22 protein-coding genes are annotated in these 23,245 nt (G+C 44.8%); 11 read left to right on the top strand and 11 right to left on the bottom strand.

What is annotated here, in order from left to right; genetic code table 11:
* Positions 1-771: 771 nt before the first annotated feature.
* Both rne and EWV84_RS16970 read left to right on the top strand, forming a co-directional pair.
* A complete protein-coding gene (rne, locus tag EWV84_RS16965) occupies positions 772-2,940 on the top strand; it encodes a ribonuclease E (RefSeq protein ID WP_287078946.1) in 2,169 nt (722 codons plus the stop codon).
* A complete protein-coding gene (locus EWV84_RS16970) occupies positions 2,940-3,566 on the top strand; it encodes a ribonuclease HII (RefSeq protein ID WP_287078947.1) in 627 nt (208 codons plus the stop codon). Before rne ends, EWV84_RS16970 begins: the two co-directional genes overlap by 1 nt.
* Before the next feature lie 87 nt (positions 3,567-3,653).
* Here the strand turns inward: EWV84_RS16970 and gnd are convergent, their stop codons facing one another.
* Entirely contained in the window at positions 3,654-5,081 is a 1,428-nt protein-coding gene (gene gnd / locus EWV84_RS16975; protein ID WP_287078948.1) for a decarboxylating NADP(+)-dependent phosphogluconate dehydrogenase, read from the bottom strand.
* A 386-nt stretch (positions 5,082-5,467) separates the two neighbouring features.
* On the opposite strand from gnd, the gene EWV84_RS16980 reads away from it, so the two are divergent.
* Positions 5,468-6,250, top strand: a complete 783-nt coding sequence (locus EWV84_RS16980) for an MBL fold metallo-hydrolase (RefSeq protein ID WP_287078949.1) — start codon at positions 5,468-5,470, stop codon at positions 6,248-6,250.
* A 307-nt stretch (positions 6,251-6,557) separates the two neighbouring features.
* Complete coding sequence (locus tag EWV84_RS16985; protein WP_287078950.1) at positions 6,558-7,505, top strand: DNA-methyltransferase; 948 nt, start codon at positions 6,558-6,560, stop codon at positions 7,503-7,505.
* A 25-nt stretch (positions 7,506-7,530) separates the two neighbouring features.
* Here the strand turns inward: EWV84_RS16985 and EWV84_RS16990 are convergent, their stop codons facing one another.
* The 6 genes from EWV84_RS16990 to EWV84_RS17015 form a co-directional block, all read right to left on the bottom strand.
* A complete protein-coding gene (locus EWV84_RS16990) occupies positions 7,531-8,601 on the bottom strand; it encodes a glycosyltransferase family 4 protein (RefSeq protein WP_287078951.1) in 1,071 nt (356 codons plus the stop codon).
* 16 nt (positions 8,602-8,617) lie between these two features.
* Complete coding sequence (locus EWV84_RS16995; RefSeq protein ID WP_287078952.1) at positions 8,618-9,748, bottom strand: glycosyltransferase family 4 protein; 1,131 nt, start codon at positions 9,746-9,748, stop codon at positions 8,618-8,620.
* A gap of 195 nt (positions 9,749-9,943) precedes the next feature.
* Positions 9,944-11,284, bottom strand: coding sequence for an AAA-like domain-containing protein (locus EWV84_RS17000; RefSeq protein ID WP_287078953.1), 1,341 nt, complete (start codon positions 11,282-11,284; stop codon positions 9,944-9,946).
* Between the two features lie 374 nt (positions 11,285-11,658).
* A complete protein-coding gene (locus tag EWV84_RS17005) occupies positions 11,659-12,201 on the bottom strand; it encodes a peroxiredoxin (protein ID WP_287078954.1) in 543 nt (180 codons plus the stop codon).
* 41 nt (positions 12,202-12,242) lie between these two features.
* Entirely contained in the window at positions 12,243-12,590 is a 348-nt protein-coding gene (locus EWV84_RS17010) for a type II toxin-antitoxin system PemK/MazF family toxin (RefSeq protein WP_287078963.1), read from the bottom strand.
* A gap of 3 nt (positions 12,591-12,593) precedes the next feature.
* Entirely contained in the window at positions 12,594-12,815 is a 222-nt protein-coding gene (locus tag EWV84_RS17015) for a hypothetical protein (protein WP_287078955.1), read from the bottom strand.
* Positions 12,816-12,931: 116 nt separating this feature from the next.
* Between EWV84_RS17015 and aroA the strand changes: the two genes are divergently transcribed.
* Together aroA and EWV84_RS17025 are read left to right on the top strand one after the other, a co-directional pair.
* Positions 12,932-14,272 carry a 3-phosphoshikimate 1-carboxyvinyltransferase gene (gene aroA, locus EWV84_RS17020; RefSeq protein WP_287078956.1) on the top strand — a complete coding sequence of 447 codons (1,341 nt, stop codon included), beginning with the start codon at positions 12,932-12,934 and terminating at the stop codon, positions 14,270-14,272.
* A 456-nt stretch (positions 14,273-14,728) separates the two neighbouring features.
* Positions 14,729-16,492 carry an ABC transporter ATP-binding protein gene (locus tag EWV84_RS17025; protein WP_287078957.1) on the top strand — a complete coding sequence of 588 codons (1,764 nt, stop codon included), beginning with the start codon at positions 14,729-14,731 and terminating at the stop codon, positions 16,490-16,492.
* Between the two features lie 149 nt (positions 16,493-16,641).
* On the opposite strand, the gene purF is transcribed toward EWV84_RS17025, so the two are convergent.
* The 3 genes from purF to purL all read right to left on the bottom strand — a co-directional run bounded on the left by purF (position 16,642) and on the right by purL (position 20,715).
* On the bottom strand, positions 16,642-18,105 hold the full coding sequence (gene purF, locus EWV84_RS17030; RefSeq protein ID WP_286827068.1) for an amidophosphoribosyltransferase: 1,464 nt from the start codon (positions 18,103-18,105) through the stop codon (positions 16,642-16,644).
* Between the two features lie 181 nt (positions 18,106-18,286).
* Positions 18,287-18,475 (bottom strand): hypothetical protein, encoded by a 189-nt coding sequence (locus tag EWV84_RS17035; RefSeq protein ID WP_287078958.1) that lies wholly within the window; start codon positions 18,473-18,475, stop codon positions 18,287-18,289.
* Entirely contained in the window at positions 18,445-20,715 is a 2,271-nt protein-coding gene (gene purL / locus EWV84_RS17040) for a phosphoribosylformylglycinamidine synthase subunit PurL (RefSeq protein WP_287078959.1), read from the bottom strand. The genes EWV84_RS17035 and purL overlap by 31 nt, the downstream gene beginning before the upstream one ends.
* 149 nt (positions 20,716-20,864) lie before the next feature.
* Between purL and EWV84_RS17045 the strand changes: the two genes are divergently transcribed.
* The 5 genes from EWV84_RS17045 (at position 20,865) to EWV84_RS17065 (ending at position 22,781) form a co-directional block, all read left to right on the top strand.
* Entirely contained in the window at positions 20,865-21,368 is a 504-nt protein-coding gene (locus EWV84_RS17045) for a DUF29 domain-containing protein (RefSeq protein WP_287078960.1), read from the top strand.
* A 41-nt stretch (positions 21,369-21,409) separates the two neighbouring features.
* Positions 21,410-21,595 carry a hypothetical protein gene (locus tag EWV84_RS17050; protein ID WP_159291351.1) on the top strand — a complete coding sequence of 62 codons (186 nt, stop codon included), beginning with the start codon at positions 21,410-21,412 and terminating at the stop codon, positions 21,593-21,595.
* Complete coding sequence (locus EWV84_RS17055) at positions 21,573-21,911, top strand: type II toxin-antitoxin system PemK/MazF family toxin (protein WP_158198876.1); 339 nt, start codon at positions 21,573-21,575, stop codon at positions 21,909-21,911. Before EWV84_RS17050 ends, EWV84_RS17055 begins: the two co-directional genes overlap by 23 nt.
* 198 nt (positions 21,912-22,109) lie before the next feature.
* Complete coding sequence (locus EWV84_RS17060; RefSeq protein WP_286827064.1) at positions 22,110-22,436, top strand: DUF433 domain-containing protein; 327 nt, start codon at positions 22,110-22,112, stop codon at positions 22,434-22,436.
* A 3-nt stretch (positions 22,437-22,439) separates the two neighbouring features.
* Complete coding sequence (locus EWV84_RS17065) at positions 22,440-22,781, top strand: DUF5615 family PIN-like protein (protein ID WP_287078961.1); 342 nt, start codon at positions 22,440-22,442, stop codon at positions 22,779-22,781.
* A 210-nt stretch (positions 22,782-22,991) separates the two neighbouring features.
* Here EWV84_RS17065 and EWV84_RS17070 read toward each other — a convergent pair.
* Positions 22,992-23,245 (bottom strand): formylglycine-generating enzyme family protein (locus EWV84_RS17070; RefSeq protein ID WP_287078962.1); only part of this gene is annotated, 254 nt, incomplete at its 5' end.

Genomic DNA, 23,245 nt, shown 5'->3' on the forward strand with positions numbered 1-23,245 from the left:
CTGAACGAAACCCCCTACTATCTGTGGTCAAGGTTCAGTTTTTAGCTTGGTTATCGCTTTTTCCATTTTAGCTTAAAGCCGTCCTCAAAGGACGGGGTTTTAACCCAAATTTTCGATAATCCTAACTAGACTAGCCAGTTGATTAATTCTTTAGAAAGCAAAAAGGGGATAAAAAGGGAATTTTAGCCTAAAAAGTCAGCCTGAAAATGGTTAAAACCCCGCACCCTACACCTACACCCCACACCCTACACCCACGAGAAACTTTTTGCCGCAAACCCTACTTATCGTATTGTCAGAGAGTGACCGAGTGAGTTATAGTCGTCTATAAGACTCGATTAAAGCATTTCTTAAAAGAATCGTGGTTTTTGGAAAATCGAAAAGTGCGCTATTTTCCCTTCCACAGAAACCTGTTGCCGAGGGGAGTAACTCAAAAACTCCTTTTTTCCTAGATTCTGATAGACAGAACTGGCGGAAACGGATAAAAAATGCTGTTATCGAGCAAGACTCAGGGATTAATTGAAAATCTCGTCTCCTGGCTGTGCTTACCTAATTGTGGGTCAAGCCGGCACTTGCCAAACAGACTTAACAACTGAAACCAAGACTCAGTTCCCACGTCTGAGAGGCAGATGAACATCAAGATGAGGCTTTAACGATGCGGACTCATCTTCTTAGAACTTTCTTAACAAGACCAGATTTCCAGAAGTAGCCTCAAAGCATAGACAAATAGCCCATGGTCCGTCGCTTTTGAAACCGAAAGATTGAGGAAATTGAATGCCAAAACAAATAATCATAGCCGAACAACACCATATAGCGGCTGTTTTTTGGGAAGATCAAATTCAGGAATTAGTTGTAGCCACAGGTAATCAGCAGGTGGGGGACATCTATCTAGGATTAGTAGAAAACGTCATCCCCGGGATAGATGCAGCCTTTGTGAATATTGGCGATGCGGAACGCAATGGCTTTATTCATGTCACCGACCTGGGCCCCTTAAGACTGAAAAAAACCGCCGGTGCTATCACGGAATTACTGGCCCCCCAGCAAAAAGTGCTGGTACAGGTAATGAAGGAACCCACCGGCAACAAGGGACCGCGGCTAACGGGAAATGTCACTCTCCCCGGTCGTTATCTGGTATTGATGCCCAATGGTCGCGGGGTGAATCTTTCCCGTCGCATCCGCAGTGAAGACGAGCGCTCCCGTTTACGAGCTTTAGGGATTTTGGTCAAACCGGCGGGGATGGGGTTGCTGGTACGCACCGAGGCCGAAGGCAAAGCGGAAGAAGCGATTATCGAGGATTTGGAATTTCTGCAAAAACAGTGGGAGAGCATCCAACAGATGGCCGTCAGCAGCCGGGCCCCGGCCCTGCTTAACCGCGATGATGACTTTATTCAAAGGGTTTTGCGGGATATGTACAGTGCCGATGTCAATCGCATTGTTGTGGATAACCCGGTGGCGGTAAAACGAGTTAAACAGCAATTGACGAACTGGGGCGGCGGCAAAGCTCTCGAAGGGGTTTATATCGACTCCCATCGGGAAACCCAGCCAATTCTCGACTATTTCCGGGTTAACGCCGCCATTCGCGAGGCCCTCAAACCCCGGGTTGATTTACCCTCCGGCGGCTACATTATCATCGAACCGACGGAAGCTTTAACGGTAATTGATGTTAACTCCGGTTCCTTTACCCGTTCGGCCACGGCCCGAGAAACCGTACTCTGGACTAATAGCGAGGCCGCCACAGAAATCGCCCGACAACTGCGCTTGAGAAATATCGGCGGTGTGGTGGTGGTGGACTTCATCGATATGGATTCCCGTCGCGACCAGTTGAAACTGCTGGAATTGTTTAATAAGGCCCTGAAAAGCGATAAGGCCCGGCCCCAGATTGCCCAATTATCGGAATTGGGGTTAGTGGAATTAACTCGTAAGCGTCAGGGGAAAAACATTTATGAATTATTCGGCAAAACCTGTGACCATTGCGGCGGACTGGGCCATTTAGCCCATCTACCCGGAGAGGGCAATGCCATCGCCCTAGAAACCCCCACCCTTAGCCGCGCGGAAAAAGAAACCTTTATCGTTGCTCCGACTAATACAAAAGTTCTACCCGATAAGAGCGCTCCTAGCGTTGCGGCGGCCGAACCCTATCTAGAAGTTTTCTCCGAATTTGAGGCCGAAGAAAACGCCCAAGGGATGGATCTTTCCTTCCATCCCAACTATCAAGAACAGGTTAATAATTCTCGCCGTCGCCGTCGTCGTCGTCCCTCGGAACTGTTACTAAAAGAGGAACGGGGCGAAAAAGCCTCTACTAACGGTGTTAACAACGAAATCGAGCCGGAATTAGAACCCCAACGCTTTGAGGAAAAACGAGAACGCCCCGCCCGTCTCTCGAAACGGGGAGAAGATGCCAGCGCCGTCAAAAATATCCCCGTCAGCGAACGGGAGCGGGTTTCCGTGGAAATGACCCCGGTAGAACAGGAAGTTTATTCTTTAATGGGCATTTCTCCCCTGATTCTGGTGGATAAGGAGTTTAAAGACCCGAAATCGGTGATTGTTTCCGTGAAACTGGCAGGGGAAAGGGAGGCGGAAAACCCAGAAATGCTTGCCACTCCTGAAATATCCTTGACTCCCACCCTAGAAGTCGAGGACACAGCCGCCGCTACCCCAGTAGAGGCGACGGAAACCAGCGAGGAAGCCGAAAATCGTTCCTTGGTGCGCCGTCGTCGTCGTTCCACCACTAGCGAAGTTAGTCAGGAAATCAACCAAGAAGCTAGTCCACCAGTGACTTTTACGCCCGAACCGATTACGACCGAAACTCCAGTTTTTCTCGGCGAATTCATTCCTTTAGAGACCCCGGTGAGCACCGAGGTGACAGAGGAGCCACAAATAGAGCCTGAAACCGCGGTGCTGCGTCGTCGTCGTCGTCGTTCCTCCGCCACTGCCGAGCCGTAATGAGCGCAGAACCCTTAATTGCCGGTGTCGATGAAGTGGGGCGCGGGGCTTTATTTGGCCCCGTGGTGGCGGCGGTAGTGGTCACTGTCCCCTCTGGTTTTGCGCGGCTGTGGGAGTTGGGGGTGAAGGATAGTAAGCAACTTAGCCCCCAAAAACGGCAAAAGTTGAGCCAGCAAATACAACGGGATTTTGTTTGTCGCATCGGTTATGCTACCGTGAAAGAGATCGATCGCTTGAATATTTTTCATGCCTCCCTACTGGCGATGAGCCGAGCTATCGGGAAATTACCCCTTTCCCCCAGTCTCTGCTGGGTCGATGGTAAGCACATTATTAAAGATTTGTCAATCCCCCAAAAGGCGGTAATTCAGGGAGATCAACAATCCCCGGTAATTGCCGCGGCTAGTATTGTGGCGAAAGTCTGGCGCGATGACTTAATTATTCGTTGGGACAGACGCTATCCCGATTATGGACTCGCTCGTCACAAGGGTTATGGCACTGCTCAACACCTAGAAGCGATTGGCAACCATGGGGTTACTTCTCAGCACCGGCGCTCTTTTAGTCCCTGTCAACCGAGGTTGGAGCTTGACTGCCGAACAATTTGCTCAAGGGTTATCGAAATTTCTTGACCGATAGTTAACTCTTAATCAGCAAAATATCGAAAAAAATCCCCCCTTTTTACGAGAAACAAAAAGGGGAGAAAATATTAGATAGCTTTACAATTCAGTCATCCATTCCGTATGGAAAAACTCACCTCTGGGTTTATCGGTACGTTCATAGGTATGAGCGCCAAAATAATCCCGTTGTGCTTGGGTGAGATTTTGCGGTAAATTGGCCCGACGATAACTATCAAAATAGTCCAAAGAAGAACTAAAAGCCGGGACGGGAATTCCCAACTTATTAGCCAAGACTAACACCTCACGCCATGCTTCTTGGCGATCGAGGATACTTTGCTTAAATTCCGGTGCTAACAACAAATTCGGCAGCCCCGGATTTTCCGCAAAAGCTTTGCGAATTTTATCCAAAAAACCGGCGCGAATAATACAGCCGCCCTTCCAAATCCGGGCCGATTCCGGCAGACTGATATTATAGTTAAACTCCTGAGAAGCTTTAGCGATTAAAGCCATACCCTGGGCATAGGAACACATTTTCGAGCAGTAAAGAGCATCACGCACTTTATCCACAAATAGTGCCGCATCCCCCGGATAGGTTTCCCCGGGTCCGGGTAACTCTTTTGCGGCTGCCACCCGTTCATCCTTATAAGCGGACATAACGCGAGCATTAACCGCAGCATAAATAGTCGGAATTGACACCCCCAACTCCAAGGAACTTAACACGGTCCAGCGTCCGGTTCCCTTTTGTCCCGCCGAATCCAAGATTAAATCTACCAAATGATGACCGGTTTCCGGGTCAACATACTTAAAGATATCGGCGGTAATTTCAATTAAATAAGAATTAAGCTCATCGGTGCGATTCCACTCGGCGAAAGTTTCCTGTAACTGCTGATTGCTTAGTCCTAGACCATTTTTCAGCACATCGTAGGCTTCCGCAATTAACTGCATATCGCCGTACTCGATGCCATTGTGAACCATTTTCACATAATGGCCCGCACCACCAGATCCCACATAGGTAACACAGGGACCATCATCGACTTGGGCGGCAATTTTGGTTAAAATCGGCTCTAATTCCCGATAGGCGAACTCTGTACCCCCCGGCATCAGGGAAGGACCGTGCAGAGCGCCTTCTTCGCCACCACTGACCCCCATACCGACAAAACCGAGTTTAGTGGTCGATTCTAGGTCGCGGGTGCGTCTTTCTGTGTCCTCGTAGAGGGAGTTACCGCCATCGATAATCATATCTCCTTCTTCGAGAAGGGGTTTTAATTGTTCAATCACGGCATCCACCGGCGGGCCAGCTTTTACCATGACCAGAATTTTGCGGGGACGCTCTAAAATTTGGACAAATTCTTCTAAACTATAGGCCGCCTTGACATCCTTGCCGACGGCGCGAGTTTCCATAAATTCTTTAGTTTTGCTGGCGGTGCGATTGTAAACAGCGATGGGAAAACCCCGACTCTCCACATTGAGAGCGAGATTTTCTCCCATGACAGCTAGTCCGATAACACCGAAGGTACGTTTAGTCATAGAAATTCAGTCTCGGCTGATGCGTTCTTCCTCCCCTTTTAGCGCCTACTTTCCCTAAGATAGCTAAACTTTCCCTATTTCTTAAGCCTTGACTGATCAGTGATCAGTGATCAGTAATCAGTGATCAGTAATCAGATTTGGGTTTTCAGTGACCAGCATTGAGTGAGGAGTGTTACAGCGTTTCTCCTAAAGATGAAGTGTAACCTAATTTGGTATCATCCCCAGACGACCAACTACTGTTGCCTGTTCCCTAAAACCAGAGACTTCGTACCTCACCATTAAGATAACTGCTATCAATGGCATTCACTGATGACTGAAAAACCCCCAACCCCAGAAAAATTAATGCTAATGTTAAATTAAATTAAGAAAATCCCCATTCTTCTTATATGCAGTTAACTTGGCTTGATAGTAATTCTTGGTTAATCGAAATCGGGGGAAAACGCCTGCTTCTCGATCCTTGGTTGGTAGGTTCCCTGACTTTTGGTAATTTAACTTGGCTATTTGAGGGCAAAAAAACCGCTAATCATGCCATTCCTGAAAATATCGATCTGATTCTTCTCTCCCAAGGTTTAGAAGATCATGCTCATCCTCCTACTTTACAGGTACTCGATCGCCAAATTCCCGTGGTAGCTTCTCCGAATGCCGAAAAAGTCGTTAAATCCCTCAATTATACCCATCCCATCCCTTTAACCCACGGTTCTAGTTATATCTTTGACAATGCGATCAAAATTACTGCTGTCCCCGGTTCTCCAGTAGGGCCGACTCTGGTGGAAAATGGCTATATTATCAAGGAATTAGCGACCAATCAAACTATCTATTACGAACCCCACGGATATCACTCTCCTACCCTCGATTCTTTGGGTAAAATCGATGTAATTATCACTCCTTTGATTGACTTAAAAATACCTTTCCTCGGACCGGTAATCAAAGGACAAGAAAGCGCTTTAGCAGTCTGTCAACGCTTGCATCCCCAATATATTATTTCTACGGCTGCCGGTGGTGATATTGAGTTTAAAGGTTTATTGATGGCGGTGTTAAGTGCTGGGGGTAGTCCCGAATCTTTTCAAGAATTATTAACATCCCATGCTTTGCCAACAAAAGTAATCGATCCTCGTCCTTGGCAACCTTTTACAGTGGAATTAGGCGAGTGCGTCCCGGGTTTAAGCTAATCTGAGTTAAGGGAAGAATAGGAAAAACACTGACTATTTCTTCCCGATTTTTATCTAAAAAAGTAGAATTTTTGTTATATCTTTGCTGGCTACAGATGACATTAATTGTTAAAAAAAACGGCTCTCTTGAATATTGGGTGTAAAATGGGGAGTATCCCAATTGTACTATAAATCAGAATACTTAGGGCTTACTGAATAACTGCGGTGGTAGATTGTAAAACGTCCAGTTTACACAGCCCGAAATCTTTGCGATTTTTAGTACAGAAAATTATATAATTAAAAGTGGATATTCTCTGCTAAATTGTCTATGAATCAGTTGCCCTTATTTTCTCAATCAAAATCAGTGCGAGACTTTTATCAACCTGATGCTGAAATAATTCTTTATCAAGGAGATAGCAATAATTTTATTAAGACTATACCAGATAATTCTGTGAGCTTGATTATTACTTCTCCTCCCTACAATTTAGGAAAAGACTACGAAAAAAAAATCTCTTTGGATACTTATCTGGAAACCCAAACCAAAATTCTGGGAGAATTCTCTAGAATCTTGCAAGATAATGGCAGTATTTGCTGGCAGGTGGGAAATTTCGTTCAAGAGGGTGAAGTTTATCCTTTAGATATTTTTTATTATCAGCTATTTAAACAAATGGGTTTCTTTTTAAGAAATAGAATTGTCTGGCATTTTGGTCATGGATTACATACTTCTAAAAGATTTTCTGGCAGGTATGAAACTATTTTGTGGTTGACAAAAACCGATCAATATACCTTTAATCTTGATCCGGTGAGAATCCCCGCTAAATACCCTGGTAAGCGCCATTTTAAAGGCAAGAATATCGGTAAACCTTCTGGTAATCCTTTAGGGAAAAATCCCAGCGATGTTTGGGAGTTTTTAGCACAAGATTGGGATGAGTTACTGTGGGATATTCCTAACGTTAAATCTAATCATCCAGAAAAAACTATTCATCCTTGTCAATATCCAATTGAATTAGTAGAAAGATGTGTTTTAGCCTTGACAAATGAGGGGGATTGGGTTTTCGATCCTTTTGCCGGGGTTGGAACTTCTCTGATTGCTAGTATTATGCACAATCGTCGAGGGATGGGAAGTGAAAAAGAAGCAGAATATGTGAAAATTGCCAGGGAAAGAATCGCCGCTTATTTGCAAGGAAATCTCAAAATTCGTCCTTTAGGAAAACCTATTCATCAACCTACTGGTCAAGAAAAAGTTGCTCAAATTCCCGAAGAATGGCTACAATGATTGATAATTTTTTTTGTCACCATTTTTATAGAAAACTTTGCAGAATTGTGGCGGTTTCTTGTCCAGTTTTTTCCCAACTAAAAAGCTCGGCGCGTCGGTGACTAAGAGATTTTAAATTTAAGCGCAATTGGTTATTTTTAGCGATTTGCTGCATTGCCTCTCTCATCTCATCAATGCTATAGGGATTAATTAAAATTGCCGCATCTCCTGTGACTTCTGGGAGAGAAGAAAGATTAGAAGTAATTACAGGAGTTCCACAGGCGATCGCTTCTAGTACAGGTAATCCGAAACCTTCCCAAAGGGAGGGATAAACTAAAGCAGTTGCTTGGTTTAAAAGTTGCGGCAATTCTGTATAGGAAACATAGTTTAAAAATTGCACTCGTTGAGAGATTGATAATGCTTCTACCTGTTGCTGTAGAGCCGGGGTAAAACGCGGGTCAAATTGACCGACAATTAATAATTGATATTCGGGATCGATTTGGGAAAAAGCAGTAATTAAACGACCGAGATTTTTATGAGGATCATAACGACCAAGATAGAGAAAATAGGGACGAGTCGCCAGATTTAGAGGACGAAAATTATGAGAATCATATCCAGAAAGAATCACGGTTATTTTGTCAAGAGGTATGTTAAAAAAATTATTAATATCCGAGGCAGTTGCTTGGGAAACAGCGATAATATGTGTGGCTTTTTTCAGGACTTGGGGTAAATAGTATTTATTATAAAAAGTTAGGGGAGAAAATTTCGGGAATCGCAGGGGAATTAAATCATGAACTGTGACAATATAGCGGCAATTTCGATAAATAGGTGCTTCGGGAATGGGGGTAAATAGCAGGGAAGATTTCAATTGTTGATAGGTTTGATAGAGTTGGGTTTCTGTCCAAATTAAGCGCTTAATATTGCCTTTGGTTCCCTGTTCTTGGGTGAGGTTTGCCGAGACAGGATAGGTGTTAAAATCTGGGTAACTATTAGAAGTGATTAGGGTAGGATTTAAGTTGGCTAATTGGGGAATGAGATTTTTAGTATAGGTAGTCAACCCAGTATATTTAGTACCTAGAAAAGCGAGATTGATTAATAATTGTTTATTTTTATTCATAGATATTTGCCAGTTATTATAAAAGAGAATGATAAGCTTTTATAGTAGCTTGTGCGGTTTTTTGCCAAGAGAATTTTGCTGCTTGTTTTTTTCCTTTCGTGATTAAGTCTTGACGGAGAGAGGTATCACTAATCACCTGATAGATTGCCGCGGCAATTTCCAGGGGATTATCGGGATTAATTAATATTGCCGAGTCTCCGGTGACTTCGGGTAAGGATGCAGTATTAGCAGTTACCACCGGACAACCTAAAGTCATCGCTTCTAAAACCGGTAATCCAAAACCTTCGTAAAAAGAAGGATAGACAAAAACATCGGCTGTTTGATAATAATCCGCAACTAAGTCATCAGCAAGATAATCAAGATGTTGGATACTATCTCGAAAGGGAGACTGAGATATTTTATCGAAAATTGGTTGATACTTCCATCCTTTTTTGCCAATCAGAATCAGATTATGGTCTAATTTATACCTGTCCTTGAGATAGTTAAAAGCATCGATAAGATTAATAATATTTTTTCTGGGTTCTAGGGTACTAACAAAGAGTAAATAGGGTTTAGTGATAGTTAGAGATGAGGGAAGATTTAGGGGAGAAGAATAACGACTTGCGAGGGGAGTAACAAAAATTTTCTCTGGGTTCACATCTAAATATTCAACAATATCTCGTTTGGTACTTGCAGAGTTAGCAATGACTAAATCTGTCCATTGTAGAGATTGTTTAATGCGTTGGGTGTAGGTTTTGACAATCCCCGTGACAAACTCAGGATATTTAATAAAAGTAACATCATGAATAGTCATAACTTTACGACTCTGACCACAAGGATACACCACATGATCCAATCCGTGGAGAATATCGGGAGAATCAAGAAAGTTTTCTAGATAGGGAATTAGAGGATTAGGAAATCGGGTTAAGATATTGCTAAGACTGACGGGAATTGGTAAACATTTAACCTCTGGATAGGATTGCAGTTTTTCGGGTATAGAAAGATTACCCCGCAGCCAATTTTTTACCGACGGTTGAAAACAGAGGGACAGGGAAAAGTTTTCTTGGTTTTGTAATTTAGCTAATTCGGCAATCAGGTGATAAGCATATAATCCAATTCCACTAGGATTTTGTCTTATCGGTGTACCATCAACTAAAATTTTGAGCATTTGCGGTTAGATGAGATTGACGGGATAGATATTTTTAAAATTACAGATTCAATTGTCAATTTTGCTCGGTTAGGACAAGATTAAAATCGGCAATTTTCTGTTAATGTTAGAGTTTATGGCACTTCCGAACTACAATCTTTAGCAAGTTGAACAATCTTTAATCGCACCCGATGCTTATTGATGTCTAATTATCTACTAGAGACCGCTGCCGGTCTGTTCTTCTCGGAAGTAAAGCTGATATAATTGACAGCTAGGCTGGGCTAGATCGCCTTTTAACTGAATTAAACCCATACTTTCCAGTTTATAGGCAGTAATCGGTTCTAATCGCGCTCTCTTATCGGGAGAATTAACCACTTCCCCCATCGCTGTCAATAATTCCGGCTGTTTTTGCAGACTATCCCAGTGATGACGCAAGTGTGCCGCATAAATTCCCCCTTGGGTAGCAGCATTAGGGAGAATATTTTTTTCCCCGCGCACCCGCGCTTCCAGGGCCAAACGACTAAGATAGGGATGACCAGAGACTAAGGCAATTAAATCCCCGATAAAACGCTGATTATCCTCATTTTTAGGCAATCCGTAGCTACTGGCCAAGTTTTCCAGTTGTTCGAGACTAAAACCGGGTAATTTAATCGCGCGACCGACATTAAAGGGAGATTGATTAGCGTCCAATTGAATATAGATTTCCGTGGAATTAGCAATCGCTAACCGCAAATTTTGCCAGATTTCCAAATTATTAGCTTCTTCGTGCCAACAGCGCAAAAGTGGCAGAAAATCCCTAGCGATGTCGGGATACTCGAAAATTCTGTCTAAATTATCTAGGGCCAAAAAAAGAGGCCCGTTAATCTGTTCCAAAAGATAGGACTGAAAATAGGTTTGACAACTGATTAAACTGCCAAATAGTTCCTCATCCCAATATTCATCTAATTGAGGCTTTAAACCCAATTCTCGGCTGACATTTGCCGAAAACCAGCGACAAAATCGGTCTAAACTGGCAAACATCGCCTTTTCTGCCACTTGACAATTAATATAAACTGTGCTGTGTCCCCAACTATCTGCCTGAGCGAGCAGATGTTTAAGGAGAGAAGTTTTACCGGTCTTTTCGGGAGCTTTAATGCGAATAAGTGACCCCGGACGATTAATTTCTTGATAACAGTCGCTTTCGACGGGAGGGCGGCTAATATAAGTATCTGTAACTGATTTTTCTGCTACTATCGGAGTGGGGTGATTTTTCCATTGAGGATATTTGATATCTTTGAACCATTCTCGGAGGATTTGGAACTTACCCGGTCCTTTACTACCTAATTCTAGTTCGGGACAGCCATTATCTTTATCTGCCGAGAAATAGCTATAGATTTTAGTCATTTGTTTTTTATAGGTTTCATGGCTGGCGGCCTCAGCCATTTCCCAAATTTCCTCATCCGGTTTACGCCAATTTTCGTAGGCAAAACGAACTAAAAAAATCTCCTTTAACTTGCCTTGAACACCGTATTCTCTAGCTAGATGTTTAAGAAACTCGTCCCATCCCTGTGGTTTCATCCGGTTCTACTTTATTCTACTTATATTCTCTTTTTTTCCATGTTAACCCCTTTCTCCGTCTTGGCAATGGGACTGACATCCTAGAAGGAAAGCCCTATGCTAAAAATAGGTCAATTACCTGATGGTGTTTAAGGGAGTAAAGCCATGAAAATCTCGTTAACCTTGTTTGTTGTGGTCTCCTTGCTGTTAGGTTCAATTCCTCACACTTTAGCGGTTAATAGTCAAGATAACCATTTTGACCGTTCCTCTTCGCCGCTAATTTTACAAAACCGTGACTGTAAGGGTGATAAGGACGATGATTGCAATTAGTCCTGATTATCTCGGTTAAGGTTGTTAATCCCCCACCGATGAAAAAATCGTGGTCGGGATTTTTTTTATGAATTCGCCTGTAATTCCTCTAAACGTGCTAAAACTTCGGCACTGTGAATGGCAGGATTTACCCCTAAATAAATCTCTTTTAAAATCCCTTGGGTATCTATAAGATAGGTATGACGCAGGGAAACATAACCCATCCAAGAACCATAAGCTTTACTAACATCTCCAGTAGTATCTGCTAGTAAGGGAAATTTTAAACCCTCCGAGTCACAAAATTCCGCATGAGAATCGACATCATCGGCACTTACCCCTAAAATTTGCGTATTTTTAGCCATATATTTCGGCAAATCCTGCTGAAAACGCCGCGCTTCTAGGGTACAGCCCGGGGTAAAATCCTTGGGATAAAAATATAAAACTACCCATTTACCCCGATAATCCGATAGGGAAATATTGCCTTCTCCCGTGTTAGTCGGTAGGGTAAAATCGGGTGCCAGTTGGTTTAAAGGGGGTTGGGAACCACCTAAAGCGTTAGCATCGGGAATAAAGGCAAAAAATGCCAGAATTACTGCAATTAAAAAACTCAAAAGTTGACGACGAGACATAAATTTAAGTTGTCGGGTGGGTTAAATGAGGCGACTTACCTCTATGGTTTTGTTTCATCTAAACTTGCGAGGGAAATTCTAACACAAGCCTTGATTCCTTGCCAGTCACGCTCTGATAAATGTCCAATCACAGCTAAATTTGCAGATGGTGGCAAAGTTACGATAAAACAACGAAATATCGAAGCGACCCGTAACCCGGCCCAGACCCAATCCTGAAGCGCATAATCAGTAATTCCTAGCACTTTTGACTGAGTTGTGATCAGTCCAACTATTACATCAGGTCGAAGAGAGTGGTAAGTCTCTGATGACAAAACCACAGCAGGACGGCGCTTAATTCCTGTCACACCGGGAAAATCAACTGTCACCACATCTCCAGGGGAAAACGTCACCAATTAACCCCCCTCCACATCAGAGAAAGTTTTGGCCGCATAGTTTAGGGAAAAATTGACAAGATCGATCTGATCCTCCTCAGTCCACGTATCATTTTGATCGATCGATACTTGTTGTTGTTGGCCGACAAGTTGATTGAGAATGATTGTGGCCAATCGCAAACGTTCCCCAGATGACAAGTGACAGACCACTTGATTATAAACTTCTTGGGCAGTAGTGGGCATAACAAAAAACTGACGACTGAATGCTTCTAGCTTAATATTCTTTACATAACTTGACAAGGAAAGGGCGAGGTAAAGGGGGAAAATAGATCGAGCTTGTCTTCATCTGCCTAACGATCATGTCTATTGTCACCCTTAACCCCCTTCAATCCCATCAAGATTTAGTCATCGATCCAGCCAAAATCACGGGATTACGGGGAAAAATCACTATCCCCGGCGATAAATCTATATCCCATCGCTCCCTGATGTTAGGAGCGATCGCCGAAGGTGAAACCGTCATTCATGGGTTATTATTGGGCGAAGATCCCCGCAGTACCGCTAGTTGTTTTCGCTGCATGGGTGTGGAAATTTCCCAACTCAACAGCGAGAAAGTGATCGTCAAAGGTAGGGGTTTAGGCAATCTTGAGGAACCCCTAGAAATCCTCGATGCGGGCAATTCCGGCACGACGATCCGCTTAATGTTAGGATTATTGGCCGGTCATCGGGACCGTTTTTTTGTCGTTACCGGTGATGCTTCCCTGCGCTCGCGTCCCATGTCCAGGGTGGTGAAACCCCTAAGGGAAATGGGGGCGGAAATTTGGGGCAGAAAAGCCAATTCTTTAGCACCTTTAGCCGTTTCTGGGCAATCTCTGCAACCGATCCACTACTATTCTCCCGTTGCTTCTGCACAGGTGAAATCCTGTCTTCTCCTCGCAGGACTGTTAACGGAGGGGAAAACCACGATCACGGAACCCGCTTTATCTCGCGATCACAGTGAACGGATGCTGCGCGCTTTTGGGGCAAATATTGAGGTGGATGGGGAGACTAATAGCGTCACGGTGACGGGTTATCCCACTTTAACCGGACAAACGGTGATTGTACCGGGGGATATCAGTTCGGCAGCCTTTTGGTTGGTAGCGGGGGCAATTGTGCCTAATTCCGAGTTATTAATCGAAAATGTGGGCATAAACCCGACTAGAACTGGAGTTTTACAGGTTTTACAGGCAATGGGAGCAGATATCACCCTCGAAAATCCACGGGTGGTGACGGGGGAACCGGTGGCGGATCTGCGGGTGAAATCCAGTCCACTACAGGCAACCACGATCGCCGGTGAGATTATACCCCGTCTGATCGATGAAATTCCGATTTTGGCAGTAGCGGCGGTTTTTGCCCAAGGAACGACAATTATCAAGGATGCCGAGGAATTACGGGTGAAGGAAAGCGATCGCCTGACGGTGATGGCCACCCAACTCGATCGCCTAGGGGCAAAAGTAAGGGAATTACCCGATGGTTTAGAGATTACCGGCGGTACAGGCCTATTCGGCACGGAAGTGGACAGTTTTACCGATCATCGCATTGCTATGAGTCTAGCGATCGCTGCCCTCAATTCCCGTCAACCCACCACTATCCATCGCGCTGAAGCGGCCGGCATTTCTTACCCTGATTTTGTTAGCACCTTAAAGCAAATTTGTCAAGAGTAAAAATATTAAGTTTTTCTGCGAGCGGGTGAGGGGTAACTGGTACAATTGCAGAAATACCGAAAATCAGCAATTATCAGTGACTCTTAAATGATGACAAATGTATCAGCAGCTGCCTGTAAGCATCCCACCGAAAAACTAATGCGCTCCGGGGTTTGGGGGGTAGAACCCCCCAAAGGCTTGGATTGAGTGGTAAAATCGGAAGCAATGACCAATTTTAGAAGATAGTTTCCCTTTAAAAATCCCAACTCAGTAGATTTACAAAAATGAGATGCAGCCTTTAAATACGTCTTAGCTTAAATCTTCTGATAGTTTTAAAATTGACAGAGTAGTGGGCCACCTGTGTGATAATCAAGTTCATCGATCGAGGTAGCGAAAAATAGAAGCGTCCCTAATTCAAATTTTCCATAAAAACATCTCCCTATCTACCCCACTCCCGTCTTCTATTCCCCACCGATAATGGAAATCATCGCCCAATTAGAGAAAGTTTCCTATATTTATCCCGAATCCTCCAATCTTGTGCTGAAAAATATCTCTTTAGCAATTCATCGAGGAGAATTTTTAGGTATTATCGGGCCCACAGGTGCGGGAAAAACTACTCTCTGTTTAACTCTTAACGGTATTGTCCCCCAATTTTACGGAGGGCGTTTTTTTGGTTATGCAACAGTAGCAGGTTTAGACACTTTAACCCATCCGGTTAGCACCTTGGCCCGCTATGTGGGGGCAGTATTTGAAGATCCCGAAACGCAACTTTTAGCCACTTCTATAGAAAATGAAATCGCTTTTACCTTAGAAAATTTACGGCTACCGCGAGAGGAAATTAAAGCGCGCATTCCCAAAGTTTTAGCAGCAGTCCGGTTAGAGGGAATGGAAAAAAAATCGCCGGGGGAACTATCGGGAGGACAAAAACAACGATTAGCGATCGCCGCTGCCCTCGCAGTTCAGCCCGCTTTGTTAATTCTCGATGAACCCACCTCCCAACTGGATCCGGTGGGATCCCAAGAAGTTTTCGCCACCATTAAGGAATTAAATCGCCATCTCGGTGTCACTATTGTCATGGTCTCCCACGCGGCCGAGGAAATGGCCGAATATGCCGATCGCCTTGTACTATTAAGGGAAGGTGCGATCGAAGCTATGGGAACCCCAGCAGAGATCTACTCCCAAGTACAACGTTTACAGGAAAATGCCCTGCGTCCCCCGCAAGTGGCCACTACTTTTGCTTTGATCGAGCAAAACATCGGGGCGCTCGCAACGCGCTCGCTACGCGAGATCGAATCAATTCCTGTCACCCTAGACCGCGGTTTTGCCCGTTTAAACGAGCTTAAATCCTTTTACCATCAGATAACCCCAACCCCTCCCTTATCGTCGGTTTCTGACCCCTTAAACCCCATACTGAGGGTAAAAAATCTCTGCCATACCTATCCCGATGGTACTACCGCTTTGCGGGATGTGTCCCTCGATATTGCCGAAGGGGAATATTTGCTGATTATCGGTCAAAATGGGGCGGGAAAAAGCACTTTAGTCAAGCATTTTCTCAATCTTCTCTCGGCGACCACCGGTCAAGTTATGATTGATGGACGTTCGATCTCGCGTAGCGAGCGCGTTGCGACCGATAGCTTTTCTGTCAGTGATTTAGCCCGTTTGATCGGTTATGTAGCCCAAAATCCCGATAATCAGATTTTTAACACCACTGTCGAGAAAGAAGTATCATTTGCCCCGACTAATCTCGGTTATCCTCCAGAAATCGTTACCCAACGCACGAAAGCAAGTCTAGAAGCCATGGGATTGCTAGAATATCGATCCTATCATCCTCTCTCCTTACCGAAAGGCGATCGAGCGCGGGTAGTGATTGCGGCAATTTTAGCCATGGAACCGCGCATAGTTGTGTTTGATGAACCGACCACCGGCCAAGATTACCAAGGGGCTAAGGCAATTTTAGAGGTGAGTCGTCAATTACACCAGATGGGCAAAACGGTGATTGTTATCACCCATCACCTCTATTTAATGCCAGAATACGCCGAAAGAGTAATTATTATGGGTCAAGGAACTATCCTTTTAGATGCCCCAATCCGGCAAGCTTATCATCAAACCGCTCTCTTAGCCAAAACCTATCTAACTCCACCCCAAGCAGTTTTATTAGCACAAAAATTAGGACAACTTTCCAGTTATCCTAATTCTCTTTTAACTCCCCAGGAAATTGCCGATTGTTTTCAGAGGATTTAAGTAGGGTTTGCGGCAAAAAGTTTTTCGGTGGGGGTTGGGGGTTGGGGGTTGGGGGTTGGGGGTTGGGGTTTTACCGATAAGGGACTTTTTGAGGGAAAAAAAGTCTAAAAACCTTATCCAACAAGGTTTTTAGATTTATTCAGCAAACCCTATTTAACTTTTTCTAAGATCAACTTCGAGCGCTTAACATTATCGGGTACAGGAATCGGATAATCACCATTAAAACAGGCAGTACAGAAGGTTTTCGGGTCTTCCTTCGTTGCTGTTAACATGGCATCATGACTGAGATAAGCTAAACTATCCACCCCGATTTGTGCCTGAATTTCCGCCACCGATTTAGTTGCCGCAATTAATTGCTCTTGGTTATCCGTATCAATGCCATAAAAACAAGGATGAGTCACCGGAGGAGAAGATATTCTCATGTGAACTTCTCTTGCACCAGCATCGCGTAAAGCTTTAACTAATTTCCGGCTAGTGGTTCCCCGCACGATCGAATCATCAACAATAATAACTCTTTTTCCCTGTAAAACATCCTTTAAAGGATTCAATTTCATCTTAATTCCCGACTCTCTCATGTGTTGGGTTGGTTGAATAAAAGTCCGTCCCACATAACGATTTTTAATCAATCCTTCCGCGTAGGGAATATCAGAAATGCGCGAAAATCCGATCGCAGCTGGAATACCAGAATCGGGAACTCCCATCACCATATCCGCTTCTACCGGCGACTCTTTGGCTAATTGTTCCCCCAAACGTACCCGATAAGTATATAAAGATTCCTCGTGAACAATGCTATCGGGACGAGCAAAATAAATCATCTCGAAAACGCATAATTTTTTCTCCGGTTTCATGGCCCAATCCACTGAAGATAAGCCATCTTCACTAATCCAAACTAATTCCCCCGGCTGCACATCCCGCAGATAATCAGCCCCGATAATATCTAATCCGCAGGTTTCCGAAGCTAAAACATAACGGGGGGGATTGCCTTCTTCTTGCAAAACCCCAATTACTAACGGTCTGACACCATTGGGATCCCGCACCCCGATAATTCCCGTCGGTGTGCCGATAACAAGGCTGTAAGCCCCGCTACAATAGCTAAAGGCATCGATCGCCGCTTGTATCCAATCCTTGCCACTATCCACTTCCTGGCCGATAGCGACGGCAATCATTTCCGAGTCGGTGGTGGTGCCGAAATCACAACCGCGCTTTTCTAATACATTTCTTAACTCAAAAGTATTGACTAAATTGCCATTATGTGCTAGGGAAAGTTTACCTAAACGGGTTTCGATCACGGCAGGTTGGGCATTGGCGCGACGGCTAGAACCGGTGGTAGAGTAACGAGTATGACCGACGGCGTGAGTACCGGGCAAGGTTTTAAGGACAGTTTCGCTAAAAACTTGGGAAACTAAGCCCATTTCTTTGTAACAATGCACCGTTTCCCCGTCGTAGGTGGCAATACCTGCCGATTCCTGTCCTCGGTGTTGCAGGGCATAGAGTCCAAAATAGGTCAGTTTTGCTACTTCTTCCTCAGGGGCATAGAGTCCAAAAACTCCACAGGCTTCTTCAGGCTTATCGACGCGGTTCAGGGATAGGGATGAGTCGGGATGGCTAAACATGAGAGGACTGGGGTTTGGGGCTACTTTCGATACAAAATCTTAACTTATCTTAATCTATTTTTAACACCTTATTTAAGGGGATTTGGGAACAGTTATCCAGTTATCAGGTGTTGGGTGTTAGGGTTTTGGGGCGTTAGGGTTTTGGGGTGTTAGGGTTTTGGGGTTTTGGGGTTTTAGGGTGTTAGGGTTTTAGCTGAAATTCCCCATTTCCCCATTTCCCCATTTCCCCATTTCCCCATTTCCCCATTTCCCCATTTCCCCATTTCCCCATTTCCCCATTTCCCCATTTCCCCATTTCCCTATTTCCCCACTCCTGACGACCGACTCCTGTTTCCTTCCCTAAAGCCTTCTTTCGATCGCTTTTGACCAAACTTGCTGTATAGTTTCTAGACTAACATCGATCGCCGGTTGTTTATCCCGGTCAAAAATCCGAAGATTATCGCTTTTTTCGCTAACTTTGCCGGTTATTTGCCAATAGTCTCCTAATTGTGTCTTTAGATATTCTTCCCAATCTTGCTGATTTTCGGAGGAAACGGAGACGATAATGCAACTAGCTAATTCCCCGAATAACACCGCGTCAAAACGGCCTTGATTGTGCCAAGAAAGGTCAATTTCCGCCCCTAATTGGCCACTAATACAGCATTCTGCCAAAGCAATGGCTAAACCTCCCTCCGCGCAATCGTGGGCAGATTTCACCCAACCGGCGCGAATTCCCCGACGACAGGCCGCTTGTACCTTTCTTTCTAATTCAAAATCAATTACCGGCGGTTTTCCCGTCACCAAACCGTGAATAACGGCTAAATATTCGGAAGCGCCGATAGTTGGCAAGGAAAAACCCAAAAGATAGATTAAATCCCCCGTTTTTTGCCAACCTTGACCGCAAATTTGCCCTATATCCGGCACTAATCCCACCATCCCAATCACGGGAGTCGGATAAATAGACTGGGGGCTGCCAGCTGCATCAACGGTTTCGTTGTACAAAGAGACATTACCCCCAGTCACTGGTGTATTCATTTCCCGACAAGCTTCGGCAATACCCTGACAAGCAGTGGCTAATTGCCAATAACCGATTGAATTCTCTGGACTGCCGAAATTGAGATTATCCGTGACAGCAATAGGGTCAGCACCAACACAGCTAAGGTTTCTGGCCGCTTCTGCCACGGCCAACTTAGCCCCGTTATAGGGATCAAGATAAACGTATCGCGGATTACAATCTGTAGTCGCCGCTACACCGCGCCGAGAATTTGCGGGATTAGCACCCAGAGGACGCACGCGAATCACGGCCGCATCGGCTCCCCCGGGGAGAATAACGGTGTTATTCTGGACTTGATGATCATATTGACGATAAACCCAGCGTTTTGAGGCAATCGAGGGACTATCGAGCAGTTTTAATAAAATCTCGTTATAGGATTCGGGAATAGGAATCGTGCTATCTTGCCATAATTGAGCTTTTTGGGCGTATTCTGGCGGTTCTGTTAGTAATTCCCGATGATAAATCGGAGTGTTATCCGCTAGGGCCGTGGCAGGAATTTCGGCGGCAATTTCCCCTTTAAATAATATACGGACGATCGGTTCAGCGATAACAGTGCCAGCGACCACAGCCTGAAGTCCCCAACGATGGAAAATCTCGATTAATTCGCCTTCTCGTCCCGATGCTGCCACAAATAACATTCTTTCTTGGGATTCCGATAGCAGATATTCGTAGGGAACCATCCCGGTTTCCCGGACGGGGATTTTATCGAGGTCTAATTCAATTCCCACCCCTCCCTTGGCCGCCATCTCGGAAGTAGAACAGGTGATCCCTGCGGCCCCCATATCCTGGGCCGCCACCACCGCGCCGGTCTTAAATGCCTCTAAACAAGCTTCTATCAGGGATTTTTCCAGAAAAGGGTCGCCCACTTGCACCGCGGGCCGGTCATCCATAGATTTATCGGTTAATTCGGCGCTGGCAAAACTCGCCCCTCCCATACCGTCGCGGCCGGTGGTAGAACCAACGTATAAAACCGGATTTCCCAGGCCTTTTGCCCCAGATTTGACGATTTCTTCGGTTTCCATTAGCCCTAAAGCCATGGCATTAACCAGAGGATTGCCATTGTAGGCATTATCGAAGTATATCTCACCGCCCACCGTGGCAACGCCCACACTATTGCCATAATGACTTATCCCTTCCACGACTCCGGCAAAAATGCGACGATTGCGGGCATCTTCCAAGTTACCAAAACGGAGGGAGTTGAGGATAGCAATGGGACGCGCCCCCATGGTAAAAATATCCCGCAGGATGCCTCCGACTCCGGTAGCGGCACCTTGAAAGGGTTCCACCGCAGAAGGATGATTATGGGACTCGATTTTAAAGGCTAATCGCAATCCATCGCCTAAATCCACTACTCCGGCATTTTCCCCCGGTCCGACGAGAATTTTTTCGCCGGTGGTGGGGAATTGTTTGAGGAGCGGCCGGGAGTTTTTATAACAGCAGTGTTCTGACCACATCACGCCAAACATTCCTAATTCGGCTTTGTTGGGGTGTCTTCCCAGTCTTTTGACTATGTCTTCGTATTCTTCGGGTTTGATGCCTTCTGAGGCAATTTCTGCGGCAGTGAAGGGGGTAGTCATGGGACAATGCGATCGAGGGACAAGATTTATTGTATAACGTCTGATCAGATCGAGTTATAATATTTAGTAAAAGATAAAAAAGTTAAAAGGGTTTGCGCTAGTTAAAGTTAAGCTAAAGAAATAGTTTTATTAGGAGTTGGAACGAAACTATGGCAGTAGAAACAGCTTTATCAATGAAAGCATTATACGATCAGGATTTTGTTCTTTGGGCTTCCAAAACCGCCGAACTTTTAAAGCTAAAAAAGTTTGATGACGTGGACTGGGAAAATCTGATCGAGGAAGTGGAGTGCATGGGGAAAAGTGACAGACAGGCTGTAGAAAGTTTATTAACCCAGCTTATCGAACACCTGTTTAAGTTAGCTTATCACAAATCGGAACGGGAGCGAGAACGCAACGTCTGTCACTGGGTAGGAGAAATTGCCAGTTTCCGAACTCAACTAGGAGAGTGGCTAGAAACCACTACTCTCACCAACCACGCGCGGGATTATTTTCAAAAAGCCTACTCGAACGCTCGGAAAACCCTAATACAAGCGAAAACCGTCACTGGCGACGCGATTCCTGTCGAGCCTCCTTTCTCCCTCGAACAGGTATTAGACGGGGAGTGGTTCCCGATTGATATCGATCATTACTTTGACGATTTTCCTTTTACTTAGACCCATGTTATCCTGATAATAAATGCTTTCAAAACTAAAATATGGATGCCCTGATTCAAGAACTGGAAATTAAACTGCGTCAATGGCAACCGGCAACTGTTGAACAGGTGCGACGTTATCTTGTCGAGATTATCGAATTAGCAGACCAAGACGCGTTAGAACTTCTCCGTTCTAGATTGGTTGAGCAGGAGGTATTAGATATAATTGACGAACCCGAAACCCGGTGAAGTGTGGCTAGTTGATTTAGGACTGGCTGCCAAAACGCGACCTGTTGTAATAGTATCTCGTCTTGACCCCAACCCACCAAGGGCCTTAGTTCTCTACATCCCTATAACCACACAAAATCGGGGTACTAACTACGAGGTGGAATTGTCTGCGGTGAGGTTTCTACGAACAGGTTCGGTAGCAAATATACAAGGATTAGGTTCTATTTCATCGGTGAGACTGGAACGAAAACTGGGCGAACTTACCGAGGAAAATATGCGTAAAATTAAACAAGCTTTGCTATTTGCTCTGGATTTGATGGAAACTTCCCACGAATAATTAAATTAAGAAAAATAATAGGATATTTGTATCAACGGCGTTCATGTAAGATATCCCGTGTAAATCTAGGAGCATTGGGGGGAATCGGGTTTTGTTGCATTCGCTCCACGATTTGCCTTAAGTGGGAGTTTTTAAACCCAAATTTTCTAGTAAAATGATTAAGGATAATTGGCCCAAACTGTATGGGGATTTAAGCCTGTGATCATCAAAGAGTTAGAAGAGCAACTTCTTGCCCTCAAACCTAGCGAAAAAGTGCAGGTAATCCAGTTACTCGCTCAAAGTCTTGGTGGTAATTGGCAGGGAATTGAGAAAACGCCTAAAGTTTGCGGCGGACAAGCCTGCATTGCCAATACAAGAATTCCAGTTTGGGTGTTAGTAGAAGCTCGTCGTCTTGGTTATAGTGATGCTGATTTATTAACAAGTTATCCGACTATTAAGGCTACGGATTTAGCCAATGCTTGGGTATATGCGGCAGCTCATGAAGAGGAGATTGATTTACTCATTGAGCAGAATGAGGCAGTTTAGGGGATGGCACGTTTTTATGCAGATGAGCAGTTTCCCTTGCCGGTTGTGGAATTGTTGAGAAATTTGGGCCATGATGTTTTGACGGTGCAAGAAGCGGGAAATGCTAATCAACGGATACCTGACGAGCAGGTGTTGGCGTTTGCTGTCAGTCAAGAGCGAGCCATTTTGACGATCAATAGAATTGATTTTATCCGTTTGCATCGTCGTGACGATCAGCATTTCGGGATTGTGGTTTGTACGAATAATCGTAATTGGCAACAGTTTACAGCACAGGTTGATGAGGCGGTAAGGATAGAGGAATCCTTACAGGGAAAGTTGATTCGGGTGGTACGTCCCTCTGTTTAAGTTAGCGATCGCCCTCAAAAATTTGGTAGAATGTAGAATGTGTTGGCACAGCCTCACCCATCGCAATTTAGATTAAACTGCTCCCAAAAAGGCAAAAGCTGCCCAGAACGCACCCTAGAAGATCTCAAAAAAAATCGACCCGCCGCTAGGCGGGAAAGAGAGAAAAAAAGAAAAAAGTAAAAAAGGGCAAAAAGGCAAAAGAGCAAAGGGTTAAAGTCCTGGGGAGACACACGCAACCCGAAAACCGCTGTTGCTGTAGTGGTTGACGGGGTAGTCCCTGCCGCGGATGGCAGAACGACAGAAACAAGGGAAGTAGCTCCAAGAACCGCCGCGCAGACATTTTCCAGACTGAGAACGATTATCATTATCAATCCACGCCGTGCCATCATCCGGCGCTCCAGCATAGCTATCATGCCAATCGTCTTCGCACCACTCCCAAACATTGCCACTCATGTCATACAATC

Source organism: Microcystis sp. M_QC_C_20170808_M3Col (genome assembly GCF_007095505.1).
GTDB lineage: Bacteria > Cyanobacteriota > Cyanobacteriia > Cyanobacteriales > Microcystaceae > Microcystis.